The following is a 14,877-nucleotide window of genomic DNA, read 5'->3' as shown; positions in this document are numbered from 1 at the left end:
CACACATTGTGCACGCGCTGTGCCGCCCTGCTGCACGCCTTGTGCAGCCGAAATCCCAGCATTTGCTGGCCCCGCCGGCCCGCCGGCCCTGCGGCGCAGACGCCGCGCGCCTGCAACGCGCGCTGTTGCGCAACGGCTCAGCCGCCGAACAGCCGCAGCGCCAGCGGCGCGATGATCGCCGTCAGCACCGCGTTCAGCCCCATGCCGATGCCCGAAAACGCGCCTGCCGTCTCGTTCACCTGGAAGGCGCGCGCGGTCCCGATGCCGTGCGCGGCCACGCCCACGGAAAAACCCCTTGCGCGCCAGTCCTTTACGCGAAGAAGGTTCAGCAGCGGCGTCACCACGATCGCGCCGAAGATGCCGGTCAGCAGGACAAGTGCGGCGGTCACGGTGGGCTGGCCTCCGATCCGTTCCGCGATCCCGATGGCGACCGGCGCGGTGGTCGATTTCGGCGCCAGGGATGCCAACACAGAGCCTTGAATCCCAAAGGCTTTCGCAATCGCCAGCGCCGACACGACCGCCACTGTGGACCCCGCGACCAGCCCCGCCAGCATCGGCCACGCCGCCTTCTTCACCCGCGGCAGATTGTCGTAAAGCGGCAGGCCCAGGGCCACCGTTGCCGGCCCCAGCATGAAATGGACGAACTGCGCCCCCTCGAAATAGGTGGCATAGTCGGTGCCCGTCGCCATCAGCAGGATCGCCAGCAGGATGATCGCGATCAGAACCGGATTTGCCCAGCTTTTCCGGCGGGTTGCGCGAAAGACCGCATCCCCGATCAGATAGGCGGCCAGCGTCGCCGTCAGCCACAGCAGCGGCCCCTCGGCCAGATAGGACCAGATCAGCAGCGGATCAGCCATCGCGCCCGTCCTTCAGCGCGGACGGGTCCTCGGACCCGGTCAGCCGCGCAACGGCGGTAAAGGCCAGCGCGCCCGCGCCGATCGCCAGCACCGTCGATCCGACGACCGCCAGCGCCAGCCCCACCCCCTCATCCCGCAGCAGGTCCCAATGCGCCACGATGCCGACGCCCGCCGGCACGAAGAACAGCGACAGATGTTGCAGCAATCCCAGTGTCGCGGGCCTGATCCGCTGCGCCAGCGCGGGCCGGGCAAGGCAGGTCCCGACCAGCAGCAGAAGCCCAACGACGGGACCCGGCAAAGGCAGGTCCAGCGCCTGCGCGACGATCTCGCCGACAAGCTGGAAGGTCAGGATGATGGCCAGGGTCGCGATCATGGCGCGACGCTATCTTCACCCTGCGTCCAAGGCCAGTGGCCATGAGGCGCAAATCGTCCGGTGCATCTTGTGGGCACCCGCCCGGCATCCGCCATATATGGGGTTTCGGTTGACTTGTAGCGGTCGAGCGGGAACACTTCGCCAATCGAGCGCAGCAAGAACGGAGTGCCGGGGTGCGATTCGACCGTCTTCGCCTGAACGGCTTCAAAAGCTTTGTCGATCCGACCGATCTGGTGATCCGCGAAGGGTTGACCGGCGTGGTCGGGCCGAACGGCTGCGGAAAGTCGAACCTGCTGGAGGCGCTGCGGTGGGTCATGGGCGAGAACCGCCCGACCGCCATGCGCGGCGAGGGGATGGAGGACGTGATCTTCGCCGGCACCTCGCGCCGGTCGGCGCGCGCCCATGCCGAGGTGTCGCTGACGCTGGACAATCGCGACCGGCTGGCGCCCGCCGGGTTCAACGACGAGGACCGGTTCGACATCGTGCGCCGGATCACCCGCGACGCCGGCTCGGCCTATCGCATCGCCGGCAAGGACGTGCGGGCGCGCGATGTGCAGATGCTGTTCGCGGACGCCTCGACCGGCGCGCATTCGCCGGCGCTGGTGCGGCAGGGGCAGATCAGCGAACTGATCAACGCGCGGCCCAAGAACCGCCGCCGGATCCTGGAAGAGGCGGCGGGAATCAGCGGCCTGTATCAGCGCCGTCACGAGGCCGAACTGAAGCTGAACGGCGCCGCCACCAACCTGTCGCGCGTCGACGACACGCTGGACCAGCTGTCCACGCAGGCCGCCTCGCTGGCGCGTCAGGCCCGTGCGGCGGCGAAATATCGCGAGATCGGGGCGGCGCTGCGGCTGGCCGAGGGGGTGTTGCTGTATCGCCGTTGGGCCGAGGCCGAGGCCGCGCGGCTGGCGGCGGCCGAGGCGCTGGCGCAGGCGGTGAAAACGGCCGGGGCGGCCGAACTGGCCTCGCAGCAGGCCGGCGCGCGGCGCGAGGCGGCGGATGCGGCATTGCCGCCGCTGCGCGAGGAGGAACAGGTGGCGGCGGCAATCCTGTCGCGGCTGGTCGTCGAACGCGAGGCGCTGGACGAGGCCGAGACGCGGGCGGCGGACGCGGTGCGCGCGCTGACGGCGCGGATCGCCCAGCTTGATCGCGACATCGAGCGCGAGGAGGCGCTGAACCGCGATGCGGGCGAGGTGGTCGAACGGCTGGCCCGCGAAAAGGCCGAAATGGACCAGGCCGGGCAGGGGCATGACGACCGGCTGGACATGGCCGCCGCGCAGGCCGACGAGGCCGCCGAGGCGCTGCGCGAGGTCGAGGCGCGGCTGGCGGAACTGACCGACGAATCGGCGCGGCTGGCCGCACGGCATCAATCGGCGGAACGGCTGGTTTCGGATCTGCGGGCGATGCTGGACCGGGCCGAGCGTGCGGCGGCAGAGGCCAGCGAAACCGCCGCACGCGCCGCCGCCGCAGGCACCGAGGCCGAACAGGCGCTGCGCACCGCCGACGCGGCGCAGGAAGCCGCCCGCGCCCGCGCCGAGGCCGCCGAAGACGCGCTGGCCGGGGCCGAGGCCGCGCGCGCCGAGGCCGAAACGACCGAGGCCGCCGCCCGCGCCGCCCGCGCCGAGGCCGAAGGCGAATCCGGCGCGCTGGCGGCCGAGATGGCGGCGCTGCGCCGGCTGGTCGAACGCGGCCGGTCGGGGGGCGACGCGATCCTTGACCGGGTGCAGGTCGCCAGCGGCTATGAGGTCGCGTTCGGGGCGGCGCTTGGCGACGATCTGCGCGCCGGGCTGGCCGGGGACGGCGAGACGGGCTGGCACCTGCTGCCGGACGGGGGCGCAGTGCAGGCGCTGCCCGACGAGGCCTCGCCGCTGGCCGCGTATGTCGAGGCGCCGGCGGTGCTGGACCGCCGGCTGTCGCAGACCGGGCTGGTCGCGGATGCGGCGGCGGGGGCCGCGCTGCAGGCGGGGCTGGCGCCGGGGCAGCGGCTGGTGACGCGCGACGGCGATCTGTTCCGTTGGGACGGGATGCGGGTGATGGCGGGCGAGGCCGCATCCTCGGCCGCGCTGCATCTGCAGAAGGTCAACCAGCTGCGCGACATCGCCCGACAAGCCGAGGCAGCCGAGGCCCGCGCCGCCCACGCCGCGGACGCGCACGATACCGCCCGCGCCCGGCTTGCCGATCTGTCGGGGCGCGAGAAATCCGCCCGCGACGCGCGGCGCGAGGCCGAGCGCCTGTTGTCGGATGCCGCGCGCGCGGCGACGCGGGCGGAATCGGATCTGGCGATGGCTGCCAGCCGCGCCGAATCGGCCGAGGCGGAACTGGCGCGGCACCGGCACGACGCGCAGGACGCCCGCGCCCGGCTGGTGCAGGCCGAACGCGCGCTGGCCGATCTGCCCGACCGCAGCGATGCGGCGGCGGCGGTCGAGAATGCCCGCACCGGGGTCGAGGCCGCGCGCATCGCGACCATGACCCGCCGCGCCGCGCTGGACGAGCTGCGCCGCGAGGGCAATGCCCGGATCAAGCGGTTGCAGGACATCGCGACCGAGGAATCGGGCTGGACACGGCGCCTGCAACAGGCGGGCACCCGCGCCGCCGAACTGGCCGCGCGCCGCGATGCCGCCGCCGCCGAGATGGAACAGGCTGAGGCGCAGCCGGCGATCCTGGCCGACAGGCGCGCCGGCCTGACCGAACGCGAGGCCGAGGCCGAGGCGCGCGTGACCCGTGCGCGCGCAGCACTGGCCGACGCCGACAGCGCCGCCCGGGCGGCGGCCCATGCGGAACGCGACGCCGAACGCGCGGCCTCGGAAGCGCGCGAAACCCGCGCCGCCCGCGAGGCGCGCGCCGAGGCGGCCCGCGACGCCGAGGCTGCCGCCCGCGCCCGCATCCACGAGGAGACCGAGGACACGCCGCAGGCCCTGCGCGACAATCTGGGCGAGGCCGATACCGAAGCCGACGCCGCCGCGCTTGAGGATCGCATCGCCCGGCTGCGCGCGCAGCGCGACGGGCTGGGCGCGGTCAATCTGCGCGCCGACGAGGACAAGCGCGAACTGGAACAGGAACGCGACCGGCTGGCGGCCGAAAAACACGATCTGGAAGAGGCGATCCGCAAGCTGCGCGCCGGCATCGGCAGCCTGAACCGCGAGGGGCGCGAACGCCTGCTGTCGGCCTTCGACACGGTGAACGCGAATTTTACCACGCTGTTCACCACCCTGTTCGGCGGTGGCGAGGCGCGGCTGGTGCTGGTAGAATCCGACGATCCGCTGGAGGCGGGGCTGGAAATCATGTGCCAGCCGCCGGGCAAGAAGCTGTCCACCCTGTCGCTGCTGTCGGGGGGCGAGCAGACCTTGACCGCGCTGGCGCTGATCTTTGCCGTGTTCCTGGCCAACCCCGCGCCGATCTGCGTGCTGGACGAGGTCGACGCACCGCTGGACGACGCCAATGTCAGCCGTTTCTGCGATCTTCTGGACGAGATGACGCGCCGCACCGACACCCGCTTTCTGATCATCACCCACCATGCGGTGACGATGGCGCGGATGGACCGGCTGTTCGGCGTCACCATGGTCGAACAGGGCGTCAGCCAGCTGGTCAGCGTCGATCTGAAACGCGCCGAAGCTCTGGTCGCCTGACCCGGCCCGCGCTAGGCTACGTGCGAATCCTTCTTCCGGATGCGCAGCTTTACGAGGACCCCATGAGCATCGAAGCGACCTTGGCCGAAAAAGGCATTACCCTTCCCGACGCGCCGGCACCGGCGGCGAATTACGTGCCGTTCGTGAAAAGCGGCAACCTGATCTTCGTCTCGGGCCAGATCAGCGCCGACGGGAACGGGCTGATCACCGGCAAGCTGGGCGACGGCATGTCGGTCGAGGACGGCGCCGCCGCCGCCCGCCGCTGCGGCCTGTCGCTGATCGCGCAGCTGAAAGCGGCCATCGGCGATCTGGACGGCGTGAAACGGGTTGTGAAGCTGACCGGGTTCGTGAACTCGACCCCCGATTTCACCGATCAGCCCAAGGTCATCAACGGCTGTTCGGACCTGATGGTCGAGGTGTTCGGCGACGCCGGCCGCCACGCCCGCGCCGCCGTGTCGGCCGCCTCGCTGCCGCTTGGGGTCGCGGTCGAGGTCGAAGCGATCTTCGAGGTCGCCTGATGGCCGTTCTGCCGCCGCAGCTTGTCCGCATCCCCATCGCCCATCGCGGCCTGCACGGGCCGGGCGTGCCCGAAAACAGCCTGGCCGCCGCCAAGGCCGCCATCGAGGCCGGATACGCGATCGAGGTGGACATCCAGCCCGCCGCCGACGGCGTGCCGATGGTGTTTCACGACTATGACCTGGCGCGGCTGGCCGGGGATGAGGCGTTCATCGCCGATATCGACCCCGACGATCTGGCGCGGATGCGGCTTCTTGATACGGATCACGCGATCCCGACGCTGGCCTCGCTGTTGCGGCTGGTCGACGGGCAGGTGCCGCTGCTGATCGAGATCAAGGATCAGGATGGCCGGCTTGGCCCGCAATTCGGCGACGTGCACCGCCATGTCGCCGACCAGCTGAAGTCCTATGAGGGTCCGGTCGCGGTGATGTCGTTCAACCCGCATGTGGTGAAGGCGTTTCACGACCTGGCGCCGCAGATCCCGGTGGGCATCACCACCTGCGGCTTTGCGGCCGAGGACTGGCCGGCGCTGGACGACGAGACCCGCGCGCGTCTGGCCGATATCGACGATTTTGCCGATATCGGCGCGTCCTTCATCTCGCACGACAAGACCGACCTGACCAATCCGCGCGTCGATGCGCTGAAGGCGCAGGGTGTGCCGGTCCTGTGCTGGACCGTCCAGTCGCATCAGGAAGAGGCCGCGGCCCGGATGATCGCCGACAACGTCACCTTCGAAGGGTATCGCCCGGCGGTGTGACCCGTGCCACGGCGCCCCGGCACCGGCGGCGCGGCGGAGCATCCCCGCGCCGCGTCATCGGGCGCACCGGCGCAGCACCGTTTGCCCCGCCGGTGCCCGACGCCGCATCCCGTGATCACGCGGCGGGCTGACAAACCCGCGCGCAATGCCTAGCTTGCCTCGCATGACCGCCGCGCTGACCCTGAACACCCATCCCCACATTGCCGCCATCCCCGCCGAGACATGGGATGCGCTTGGAGACGGCAATCCGTTCACGACGCATCGTTTTCTGCACGCGCTGGAGGTTTCGGGTTCGGTCGGGCGGGGGACCGGCTGGCAGCCGCTGCACCTGACGATCGAGCGGGAGGGCCGGATCGTCGGCGCCGCGCCGCTTTATGCGAAATCGCACAGCCAGGGCGAATACATCTTCGACCACGCCTGGGCGCAGGCCTATCTGCGGGCCGGCGGACATTATTATCCCAAGCTGCAATGCGCGGTCCCGTTCACCCCCGCATCCGGCACGCGCCTGCTGTCGCCCGACCCCGATATCCGACGGTCCCTGCTGGCCGGCATGACGCAATTGGCCGAACGCGGCGGCGCGTCGGGCGTGCATGTCACCTTCTGCACCGAGGACGAGGCGGATCTGGGCGCCGATGCGGGGTTTCTGCCGCGCGTCACGCAGCAATTCCACTGGTTCAATCGCGGCTATGCCAGCTATGACGAGTTTCTGGCGCAGCTGTCCTCGCGCAAGCGCAAGGCGCTGCGCAAGGAACGTCAGCGCGCGCAGGATTTCGGCGGCACGATCCGGCATCTGCGCGGCGACGATCTGCGCCCCGAACACTGGGACGCGTTCTGGCGGTTCTATCAGGACACGGGCGGGCGGAAATGGGGCACGCCCTATTTGACGCGCGAATTCTTCGACTGCGTGCAGCAGACCATGCGCGACGATGTGCTGCTGGTTCTGGCCGAACGCGACGGGCGTCCGATTGCCGGGGCGCTGAACTTCATCGGCCCCGATGCGCTTTACGGACGCTATTGGGGGTGCGTCGAAGATCACGCCTTCCTGCATTTCGAACTGTGCTATCATCAGGCCATCGACCATGCCATCGCCCACGGTCTGGCGCGGGTCGAGGCCGGCGCGCAGGGCGAACACAAGCTGGCGCGCGGTTACCTGCCCGCCCCGATCCATTCGCTGCACTGGGTCCGGGACGAGGGGTTCCTGCGGGCGCTGGCCGATTATCTGGACCGCGAACGCGAGGCGATGGGCGACGAGATCGAGGCGCTGACCGATTGGGGCCCGTTCCGCAAACAGGGCTAGGCCGCGCGCCGAAACAGGTGCGGATCGCCGATCCCGCGCGGGGATCGGCGCGGTTCAGACCTTTTCCAGCAGGGCCTCGCCCGCGCTGACGCTGCACGTGCCGGGCGAATCCTCGACATCCATCACCTCGACCCTGCCATCGCGCAGCAGTGCCGCGAACCGCTTGCAGCGGCCGTAAAGACCGGCGGGCGGGGCGTCGAAATCAAGCCCAAGGGCCTTGGTGATGCTGCCATCGGCATCCGCCAGTACCTCGATCCCCGCCTCGGACGCGCCGGTCGCCTGCGCCCAGGCGGCGCAGACGAAGGGGTCGTTCACCGTCAGGCAGACGATCCGGTCCACGCCCTTCTGGCGGAACTGGTCGGCGGTGCGGACAAAGCTGGGCATATGCGCGTTCGTGCAGGTGCCGGTGAAGGCGCCGGGCAGTCCGAAGATCGCGACGCGCCCCTTGTGCAGTTCGGCCGCATCGACGGTTTCGGGGCCGCTGTCGCCGGCCCGCAGCAACTTGCCGTCGGGGAATGTATCACCAGCCTGAATGCGCATCGAGCTTCTCCATGAATTGCAACGGATTCGGCGTGACTATAGGCTGCGCGCCGAAGACAGGCCAGCGGCGGTAAGACAAGCATGCGTATCGTGATCCTTGGGGCAGGGCAGGCGGCGGCCTCGATGGCGGCAAGGCTGCGCGCCGGCGGCCATGACGGTCCGCTGACGGTGGTCGGCGCGGAACCGGTCGCCCCGTATCAGCGCCCGCCCTTGTCGAAATCCTATCTTCTGGGTCAGATGGGGCTGGACCGGCTGCTGCTGCGCGCCGACGACTGGTGGCCCGATCAGCGGATCGAGTTGCGCCTGGGCGAGACGGCAACCGCCATCGACACGGCGTCCCGGCTGGTCGCCACCGATCGCGGCAGCCTGGAATACGATGCGCTGGCGCTGACCCTCGGCGCGCATCCGCGCCGCCTGCCGGCGGCGATGGGCGGCGATCTGCCGGGCGTGCATGTGGTGCGCACGCTGGCCGATGTGGACGCGCTGGCCGCGCAGATGCTGCCCGGACGGCGGCTGATCGTGATCGGCGGCGGCTATATCGGGCTTGAGGCGGCGGCGGTGGCGCGCAAGCTGGGGCTGACCGTCACGCTGATCGAATCCGCCCCGCGCATCCTGGGCCGCGTCGCCGCACCCCAGACCGCCGACATGATCCGCGCCCTGCATCTTGCCCACGGGGTCGAGATCATGGAGGCCGTCAGCATCGAGCGCATCATGGGCGACAGCCACGCCACCGGCGTCGCGCTGGCCGACGGGCGCGAGTTGCAGGCCGACCTGATCGTCACCGGCATCGGCGTGGCGCCCGAAACCGCGCTGGCCCACGCCGCAGGGCTTGCCATCGACAACGGCATCGCCGCCGATGACCGGGGCCGCACCTCGGACCCGGCGATCTGGACGGCGGGCGACTGCGCCAGCTTTCCCTGGCAGGGCGAACGCATCCGTCTGGAAAGCGTGGGCGGTGCCATCGACATGGCCGAGACGGTGGCCGACAACATCCTTGGCGCCGACCGTGTCCATGATGCGAAACCGTGGTTCTGGTCGGACCAGTTCGATGCGAAACTTCAGATCGCAGGTCTTGGCGCGGGTTATGACCGGATTGTGACGCGACCGGGAGACGGCCAGCACGGCGGATCGGTGTGGTATTTCCGCAATGGCCGGCTGATCGCGGTCGATGCGCTGAACGACGCCCGCGCCTACATGATCGGCAAGCGGCTGATCGACTCCGGCCGCTCGCCCGATCCGGCGGCGATCCCGACGGTGCCCGACCTCAAGGCGCTGATGTGAGCGGTTGCGGACGGCAGGGCGCATGAGGATCGTCGGCGGCAGCCTGCGCGGCCTGAAACTGGCCGATATGGGTCAGGGCGACAGCGCCGCCCATCTGCGCCCCACCGGCGACAGGGTGCGCGAGGCGATCTTCAACCTGCTGATCAATGGCCAACACGGCAATCCGGTGCCGGGCGCGCGGGTGCTGGATCTGTTCGCGGGCACCGGTGCCCTGGGGATCGAGGCGCTGTCGCGCGGCGCGTCGCGGGTCACGTTCGTCGATGACGGCGCGACGGCGCGGGCGCTGATCCGGGCCAATATCGAACGGGCGCGGGCGATGGGCGTGACCGATCTGTGGCGACGCGACGCCACAAGGCTGGGCGTCAATCGCGGTCCTGCCTATGATCTGGTCTTTCTCGACCCGCCTTATGGCAAGGGGTTGGGCGAATTTGCCCTCGCCTCGGCGCTGGACGGGGGCTGGATCGCCCCCGGCGCCGTGGTGGTGTGGGAGGAATCGCGCCCGCCCCTGCTGCCCGCGCCGCTGGTGCCGCTGGATCAGCGCCGCTATGGCGACAGCATCGTGACGATGGCGCGGCTGCCCGGCGACGACTGAGGCTCGGCCTTCTGAATGTCAGGCGGGTTCGGCCAAGACCCGCGCGGCGGCGTCCAGCCCACCCGCGCCGTGGTCGATCCCCAGGGCGATCATGCCGGCCTGCATCGCGCCCAGAACGCCCAGCATCATCGCCGCGTTGCAATGGCCCATATGGGCGATGCGCAGCGCGCCCGCCGGGTTTTCGGCCCCCAGCCCGATGCCCAGGGTGACGCCGCATTGACGGCTGACCCATTCGCGCAGCGCATCCGCACCGGGCAGCGTCACCGCCGTGACCGACGCCGCCCGCGCCGACGGATCGGCAATGGTAAGGCGAATCCCCGGATTGCCCGCGCCCCACGCATCGACCGCGGCCCAGACGCTGCGGGCCAGCGCCGCGTGACGCGCCCAGACCGCGCCCAGACCTTCCTCGTCCAGCAGCATCCGCAGCGCCTCGTCCAGCGCGAAGATCTGCTGCACCGGCGGGGTGCCGCCCCAGAACCGCCACAGGCTGTCGCGGCCGGCGCCGGCGCGCATGTGCCAGTCCCAATAGGGCGTCGTCAGCCCGCGCGTCCCCCGCGCCGAGGCGCGGTCGGAAAACCACACGAAGGCGGTGCCGGGCGGGCACATCAGCCCCTTCTGGCTGGCCGAGATCAGCACATCGACGCCCCAGTCGTCCATCAGCATCGGCGCACAGCCAAGCGAGGCGATGGCATCCACGACCAGCAGCGCCGGGTGATCGCCCATCGCCGCGCGGATCGCCGGAATATCGGCCATCGCCCCGCTGGCGGTGTCGGTCTGGCAGATCAGCACCGCATGTACCTCTGCCGCGTCGTCCGCTGCCAGCCGCGCGGCCAGCCGGGCGGGATCGGCCGGCGCGTTGCCGAAATCCATCCGCTCGACCGCGACTCCCATCGCCTCGATCTGGCTGGCCCAGGACCTGCCGAAATGGCCCGAGATCAGCACCAGTGCCCGGTCGCCGGGCGAAAACAGGTTGGCGGCAGCCGCCTCCCACCCGGCGTGACCGTTGCCGATATAGGGGGCGAGATGGCCGGTCGTGCCGGCCAGACGTTTCAGCTGCGCCATGACATGCAGGTTCAGATCGGCCAGTTCCGCGCCATAGATGTCGGGCGCGGCGCGATGGGCTGCGCGCATCACGCGGGCGGGCAGGGGCGAGGGGCCGGGAATGGCGATGGCCGGATGGCCTGCGGCAAGACTCATGTCCGAAAATCCTTCACGATCTGCGGGATCGGTAGGCGCGGGCGCGGGCGGCGTCAACGTCCGGCCGCGATGCCTGCGGCGGCCGGGCAGGGGGGCGCTGCCCCCCGTCGCGTCCGCGACTCCCCCCGAGGTATTTGGAAAGAGGGCGAGGGGCGGGGCGCGCATGCCGAGGCGGGTCAGCGGGACCGGCCGGCCGGGCTGCGCCTTGTCCGGGCGGGGGCGGCGGGATATGGCTGGCCCGATAGGCCATGCCGTCATCAGGAGGCTGTCGCGCCCGTGAATCCGACCCTTCCCTCATCCGACCTGTTTCGCAGGCTGTGGGCAGATTATCTGCGCCCGCACCGCGCGGCGATGGCGCTGGCCTTCTTGCTGATGACGCTGGAGGGATCGACGCTGGCGCTGATCTCGTGGATGCTGAAGCCGCTGTTCGATCTGGTCTTCGTGGGCAAGCAGAGCGGCGCGATCTGGTGGGTGGGCGGCGCGATCTTTGGCATCTTCCTGCTGCGCGCCGTCACGCTGGTGTCCAGCCGGTCGCTGCTGACGCGGATCTCGCTTGGCATCTCGACGCGGATGCAGACCGATCTGCTGGCCCATATCCTGACGCTGGACGGGCGGTTCTTTCGCGAGAACCCGCCCGGCGCGGTGATCGAACGCATCCAGGGCGACACGATGGCGGTGCAGGGCGTCTGGGCCACGCTGCTGACCGGGGCCACGCGGGATGCGATCTCGCTGGTGATGCTGTTCGGCGTCGCGTTGACGGTCGATCCGCTGTGGACGCTGGGCGCGATGATCGGCGCGCCGCTGCTGATCGCGCCGGCGGCGCTGGTGCAGCGTTATGTAAGGCGCAAGGTGCGCCAGAACCGCATCAATGCCAGCGCCCGGGCCACGCGGCTGGACGAGGTGCTGCACGGCATCGCCTCGATCCGCCTGAACCGGGCCGAGGCCGATCAGACCGCCCGTTACGCCGCCATCGTCGCCCGCATAAGGCAGGCCGAGGTCAAGGTGGCCGCCATCGCCAGCGTGATGCCGGCGCTGACCGACATCGTCACCGGCATCGGCTTTGTCGCCGTGCTGGCGCTTGGCGGCAAGGACGTGATGGCCGGAGAGCGCAGCGTGGGCGATTTCATGTCGTTCTTCACCGCGCTGGCGCTGGCGTTTCAGCCGATGCGCCGTCTGGGCGGGCTGGCCGGCAGCTGGCAGACCGCCGCGGCCAGCCTGGAGCGCATCTATGAGGTGTTCGACACCGTCCCCACGATCCGGTCGGGGCCGCGCACCGCGCCGCCGCCCGACACCACCGTGGCGCTGCGCGATGTCTGGCTGTCCTATGACGGGCAGCCGGTTCTGCGCGGGCTGGATTTCACCGCCGAGGCCGGGCGGACGACCGCGCTGGTCGGACCGTCCGGGGCGGGCAAATCGACGGTGTTCAACCTGCTGACGCGGATGGTGGACCCGGATCGCGGGCAGGTCCTGCTGGGCGGCGTGCCGGTGTCGGAGTACGACCTGGCGACGCTGCGCGACCAGTTTTCCACCGTGTCGCAGGAACCGGCGCTGTTCGATGAAAGCCTGCGCGACAATATCCTGATGGGACGCCCTTGTGCGGACGCCGAGGCGCTGGACCGGGCGCTGGACGCGGCCCATGTCAGCGACTTCCTGTCCGGCACCACGCGCGGTCTGGACAGCGCCGCCGGGCCGCGCGGATCATCGCTGTCGGGCGGCCAGCGTCAGCGCGTGGCGATTGCCCGCGCCGTGCTGCGCGATGCGCCGGTGCTGCTGCTGGACGAGGCGACCAGCGCGCTGGACACCGCCAGCGAACGGATGGTGCAGGACGCGCTGGACCGGCTGTCCCAGGGGCGCACCACGCTGGTGATCGCGCATCGCCTGTCCACGATCCGCAACGCCGACCGGATCGTCGTGATCGAGGGCGGCAGGGTTGTGGAACAGGGCAGCCATGACCAGTTGATGGCCGAAGGCGGCGCCTATGCCCGCCTTGTGGCATTGCAATTCGGAGAAATACCATGACCCGTCAGATCATCCGTGTCACCGGTCAGGATCGCGTGGACTTCCTGCAAGGGCTTGTCACCAACGATGTCACCCGCGCGCCGTGCTGGGCCGCGATGCTGACGCCGCAGGGCAAGTATCTGGCCGATTTCCTGATCGTGCCGAAGGGCGAGGCGCTGTTGCTGGATGTCGATGCGGGTCTGGCCGACGACCTGGTTAAGCGGCTGTCGATGTACAAGCTGCGTTCCAAGGTCGAATTGCAGCCGGTCGACATGACCGTGGCGCGCGGCACAGGCGAGGCGCCCGAAGGGGCGATCCAGGACCCGCGCCATCCGGCCCTGGGCTGGCGACATTACGGGGCCGAGGGCGATGACGGCACCGACTGGGACGCGATCCGCGTGGCCCATTGCATCCCCAAGACCCTGGTCGAGCTGATCCCGAACGAGACCTTCATCCTGGAAGCCGGGTTCGAGCGTCTGCACGGCGTCGATTTCCACAAGGGCTGTTATGTCGGGCAAGAGGTCACGGCGCGGATGAAGCACAAGGCCGAACTGCGCAAGGGGCTGACCACGCTGCGGGTCGAGGGCGAGGCGCCGGTGGGCACGCCCATCACCGCCGATGGCCGGGCGGTCGGCACGCTTTACACACAGTCCGGCGGTCGCGGCATCGCCCATGTCCGTTTTGACCGGCTGGCAGACGGGATGGAGGCCGGCGAGGCCCGCCTGTTCCCGGAATGACCGGCGGGGCCGACATGGCCCCCGCCGCGCAGCCGGTGCTGCGCCGGATCATCCATATCGACATGGATGCGTTTTATGCCTCGGTCGAGCAGCGCGACAATCCCGACCTGCGCGGCAAGCCGGTCGCGGTCGGCGGCGGATCGATGCGCGGGGTGGTCGCGGCGGCCAGTTACGAGGCGCGGGTGTTCGGGGTGCGCTCGGCCATGCCGTCGGTCACGGCGCGGCGCCAATGCCCCGACCTGATCTTCGTCAAGCCGCGCTTTGACGTCTATCGCGCCGTCAGCGCCCAGATCCGCGACATCTTCGCCGATCACACGCCGCTGGTCGAACCGCTGTCGCTGGACGAGGCCTATCTGGACGTCACCGACCATCTGTGGCCCGGCCAGACCGCGACGCAGGTGGCGCGCGAGATCCGCGCCCGCATCCGCGAGGCGACCGGGCTGACAGCCAGCGCCGGCGTCAGCTATAACAAGTTTCTGGCCAAGCTGGCCTCGGACCGGAACAAGCCCGACGGGCTGTGCGTGATCACGCCCGAACGGGGCCCTGATTTCGTGCTGGACCTGCCGGTCGGCCGGTTCCACGGCATCGGACCGGCCACCGCACGCAAGATGGACGCCATGGGGATTCGCACCGGGGCCGATCTGCGGGCGCAGGATCTGGCGTTCCTGACCCGGCGGTTCGGCAAGTCGGGACGCTATTACTGGAACATCGCGCGCGGGATCGACCACCGGCAGGTGCGGCCCGACCGCGTGCGCAAGTCGGTCGGCGCCGAAAGCACCTATCACACCGATCTGATGACGCTGCCCGAATGCGACGCGGCGCTGGCGCCGCTGGCGTCCAAGGTCTGGCGCCACGCCAGCCGCCACGAATTGCGCGGACGGACGGTGACGCTGAAGGTGAAATTCGCCGATTTCCGTCAGGTGACGCGCGCGCGGACCCTGCCGCGCGCGGTCGAAACCGAGGCCGAGATGCTGGACATCGCCCGCGACCTGATCGCCGCCGTCATGCCCGACCCGCGCGGGGCGCGGCTGTTGGGGATCACGCTGTCAGGCTTCGGGCGCGACGGCGGCGATCCGGCGCAGCTGGACCTGTTTGCCTGAGATGCG

General features: G+C 70.2%; 13 protein-coding genes. 9 read left to right on the top strand and 4 right to left on the bottom strand.

Annotation, left to right across the window (positions count from 1 at the left end; translation table 11 throughout):
* Positions 1–137: 137 nt before the first annotated feature.
* Both JHW45_RS14705 and JHW45_RS14700 read right to left on the bottom strand, forming a co-directional pair.
* Positions 138–857: an LrgB family protein gene (locus tag JHW45_RS14705; RefSeq protein WP_272858343.1), complete on the bottom strand. Its 720-nt coding sequence runs from the start codon at positions 855–857 to the stop codon at positions 138–140.
* Positions 850–1,230, bottom strand: a complete 381-nt coding sequence (locus JHW45_RS14700) for a CidA/LrgA family protein (protein WP_272858342.1) — start codon at positions 1,228–1,230, stop codon at positions 850–852. The genes JHW45_RS14705 and JHW45_RS14700 overlap by 8 nt, the downstream gene beginning before the upstream one ends.
* Positions 1,231–1,403: 173 nt before the next feature.
* On the opposite strand from JHW45_RS14700, the gene smc reads away from it, so the two are divergent.
* The 4 genes from smc to JHW45_RS14680 all read left to right on the top strand — a co-directional run bounded on the left by smc (position 1,404) and on the right by JHW45_RS14680 (position 7,426).
* Positions 1,404–4,856 carry a chromosome segregation protein SMC gene (gene smc / locus JHW45_RS14695; RefSeq protein WP_272858341.1) on the top strand — a complete coding sequence of 1,151 codons (3,453 nt, stop codon included), beginning with the start codon at positions 1,404–1,406 and terminating at the stop codon, positions 4,854–4,856.
* Between the two features lie 62 nt (positions 4,857–4,918).
* Entirely contained in the window at positions 4,919–5,374 is a 456-nt protein-coding gene (locus JHW45_RS14690) for a RidA family protein (protein WP_272858340.1), read from the top strand.
* The gene (locus JHW45_RS14685; protein WP_272858339.1) at positions 5,374–6,129 is read left to right on the top strand and encodes a glycerophosphodiester phosphodiesterase family protein; all 756 of its coding nucleotides are present in this window, start codon (positions 5,374–5,376) and stop codon (positions 6,127–6,129) included. The genes JHW45_RS14690 and JHW45_RS14685 overlap by 1 nt, the downstream gene beginning before the upstream one ends.
* Positions 6,130–6,292: 163 nt before the next feature.
* Entirely contained in the window at positions 6,293–7,426 is a 1,134-nt protein-coding gene (locus JHW45_RS14680; RefSeq protein ID WP_272858338.1) for a GNAT family N-acetyltransferase, read from the top strand.
* A 54-nt stretch (positions 7,427–7,480) separates the two neighbouring features.
* On the opposite strand, the gene JHW45_RS14675 is transcribed toward JHW45_RS14680, so the two are convergent.
* A complete protein-coding gene (locus JHW45_RS14675; RefSeq protein ID WP_272858337.1) occupies positions 7,481–7,966 on the bottom strand; it encodes a peroxiredoxin in 486 nt (161 codons plus the stop codon).
* 81 nt (positions 7,967–8,047) lie between these two features.
* Between JHW45_RS14675 and JHW45_RS14670 the strand changes: the two genes are divergently transcribed.
* Both JHW45_RS14670 and JHW45_RS14665 read left to right on the top strand, forming a co-directional pair.
* Entirely contained in the window at positions 8,048–9,247 is a 1,200-nt protein-coding gene (locus JHW45_RS14670) for an NAD(P)/FAD-dependent oxidoreductase (RefSeq protein ID WP_272858336.1), read from the top strand.
* A 22-nt stretch (positions 9,248–9,269) separates the two neighbouring features.
* Entirely contained in the window at positions 9,270–9,839 is a 570-nt protein-coding gene (locus tag JHW45_RS14665) for an RsmD family RNA methyltransferase (protein WP_272858335.1), read from the top strand.
* Positions 9,840–9,857: 18 nt separating this feature from the next.
* On the opposite strand, the gene JHW45_RS14660 is transcribed toward JHW45_RS14665, so the two are convergent.
* The gene (locus tag JHW45_RS14660) at positions 9,858–11,036 is read right to left on the bottom strand and encodes a pyridoxal-phosphate-dependent aminotransferase family protein (protein ID WP_272858334.1); all 1,179 of its coding nucleotides are present in this window, start codon (positions 11,034–11,036) and stop codon (positions 9,858–9,860) included.
* Between the two features lie 351 nt (positions 11,037–11,387).
* Between JHW45_RS14660 and JHW45_RS14655 the strand changes: the two genes are divergently transcribed.
* Genes JHW45_RS14655 through dinB form a run of 3 tightly spaced genes read left to right on the top strand, consistent with a single transcriptional unit; the run spans position 11,388 to position 14,871 of the window.
* On the top strand, positions 11,388–13,055 hold the full coding sequence (locus tag JHW45_RS14655; RefSeq protein ID WP_272860628.1) for an ABC transporter ATP-binding protein: 1,668 nt from the start codon (positions 11,388–11,390) through the stop codon (positions 13,053–13,055).
* Positions 13,052–13,771: a CAF17-like 4Fe-4S cluster assembly/insertion protein YgfZ gene (gene ygfZ, locus JHW45_RS14650; protein WP_272858333.1), complete on the top strand. Its 720-nt coding sequence runs from the start codon at positions 13,052–13,054 to the stop codon at positions 13,769–13,771. Before JHW45_RS14655 ends, ygfZ begins: the two co-directional genes overlap by 4 nt.
* Positions 13,768–14,871: a DNA polymerase IV gene (gene dinB, locus JHW45_RS14645; RefSeq protein ID WP_272858332.1), complete on the top strand. Its 1,104-nt coding sequence runs from the start codon at positions 13,768–13,770 to the stop codon at positions 14,869–14,871. The genes ygfZ and dinB overlap by 4 nt, the downstream gene beginning before the upstream one ends.
* Positions 14,872–14,877: the final 6 nt, after the last annotated feature.

This window comes from Paracoccus stylophorae, from assembly GCF_028553765.1.
Taxonomy (GTDB): Bacteria; Pseudomonadota; Alphaproteobacteria; order Rhodobacterales; family Rhodobacteraceae; genus Paracoccus; species Paracoccus stylophorae.
This window is presented reverse-complemented; position numbering and strand designations above follow the sequence as displayed.

What these genes read in the sequence shown, in the direction of transcription:
- JHW45_RS14705 (WP_272858343.1), bottom strand. Translation starts at nt 857, where the DNA reads ATGGCTGATCCGCTGCTGATCTGGTCCTATCTGGCCGAGGGGCCGCTG.
- JHW45_RS14700 (WP_272858342.1), bottom strand. Translation starts at nt 1,230, where the DNA reads ATGATCGCGACCCTGGCCATCATCCTGACCTTCCAGCTTGTCGGCGAG.
- JHW45_RS14690 (WP_272858340.1), top strand. Translation starts at nt 4,919, where the DNA reads ATGAGCATCGAAGCGACCTTGGCCGAAAAAGGCATTACCCTTCCCGAC.
- JHW45_RS14685 (WP_272858339.1), top strand. Translation starts at nt 5,374, where the DNA reads ATGGCCGTTCTGCCGCCGCAGCTTGTCCGCATCCCCATCGCCCATCGC.
- JHW45_RS14680 (WP_272858338.1), top strand. Translation starts at nt 6,293, where the DNA reads ATGACCGCCGCGCTGACCCTGAACACCCATCCCCACATTGCCGCCATC.
- JHW45_RS14675 (WP_272858337.1), bottom strand. Translation starts at nt 7,966, where the DNA reads ATGCGCATTCAGGCTGGTGATACATTCCCCGACGGCAAGTTGCTGCGG.
- JHW45_RS14670 (WP_272858336.1), top strand. Translation starts at nt 8,048, where the DNA reads ATGCGTATCGTGATCCTTGGGGCAGGGCAGGCGGCGGCCTCGATGGCG.
- JHW45_RS14665 (WP_272858335.1), top strand. Translation starts at nt 9,270, where the DNA reads ATGAGGATCGTCGGCGGCAGCCTGCGCGGCCTGAAACTGGCCGATATG.
- JHW45_RS14660 (WP_272858334.1), bottom strand. Translation starts at nt 11,036, where the DNA reads ATGAGTCTTGCCGCAGGCCATCCGGCCATCGCCATTCCCGGCCCCTCG.
- JHW45_RS14655 (WP_272860628.1), top strand. Translation starts at nt 11,388, where the DNA reads ATGGCGCTGGCCTTCTTGCTGATGACGCTGGAGGGATCGACGCTGGCG.
- ygfZ (WP_272858333.1), top strand. Translation starts at nt 13,052, where the DNA reads ATGACCCGTCAGATCATCCGTGTCACCGGTCAGGATCGCGTGGACTTC.
- dinB (WP_272858332.1), top strand. Translation starts at nt 13,768, where the DNA reads ATGACCGGCGGGGCCGACATGGCCCCCGCCGCGCAGCCGGTGCTGCGC.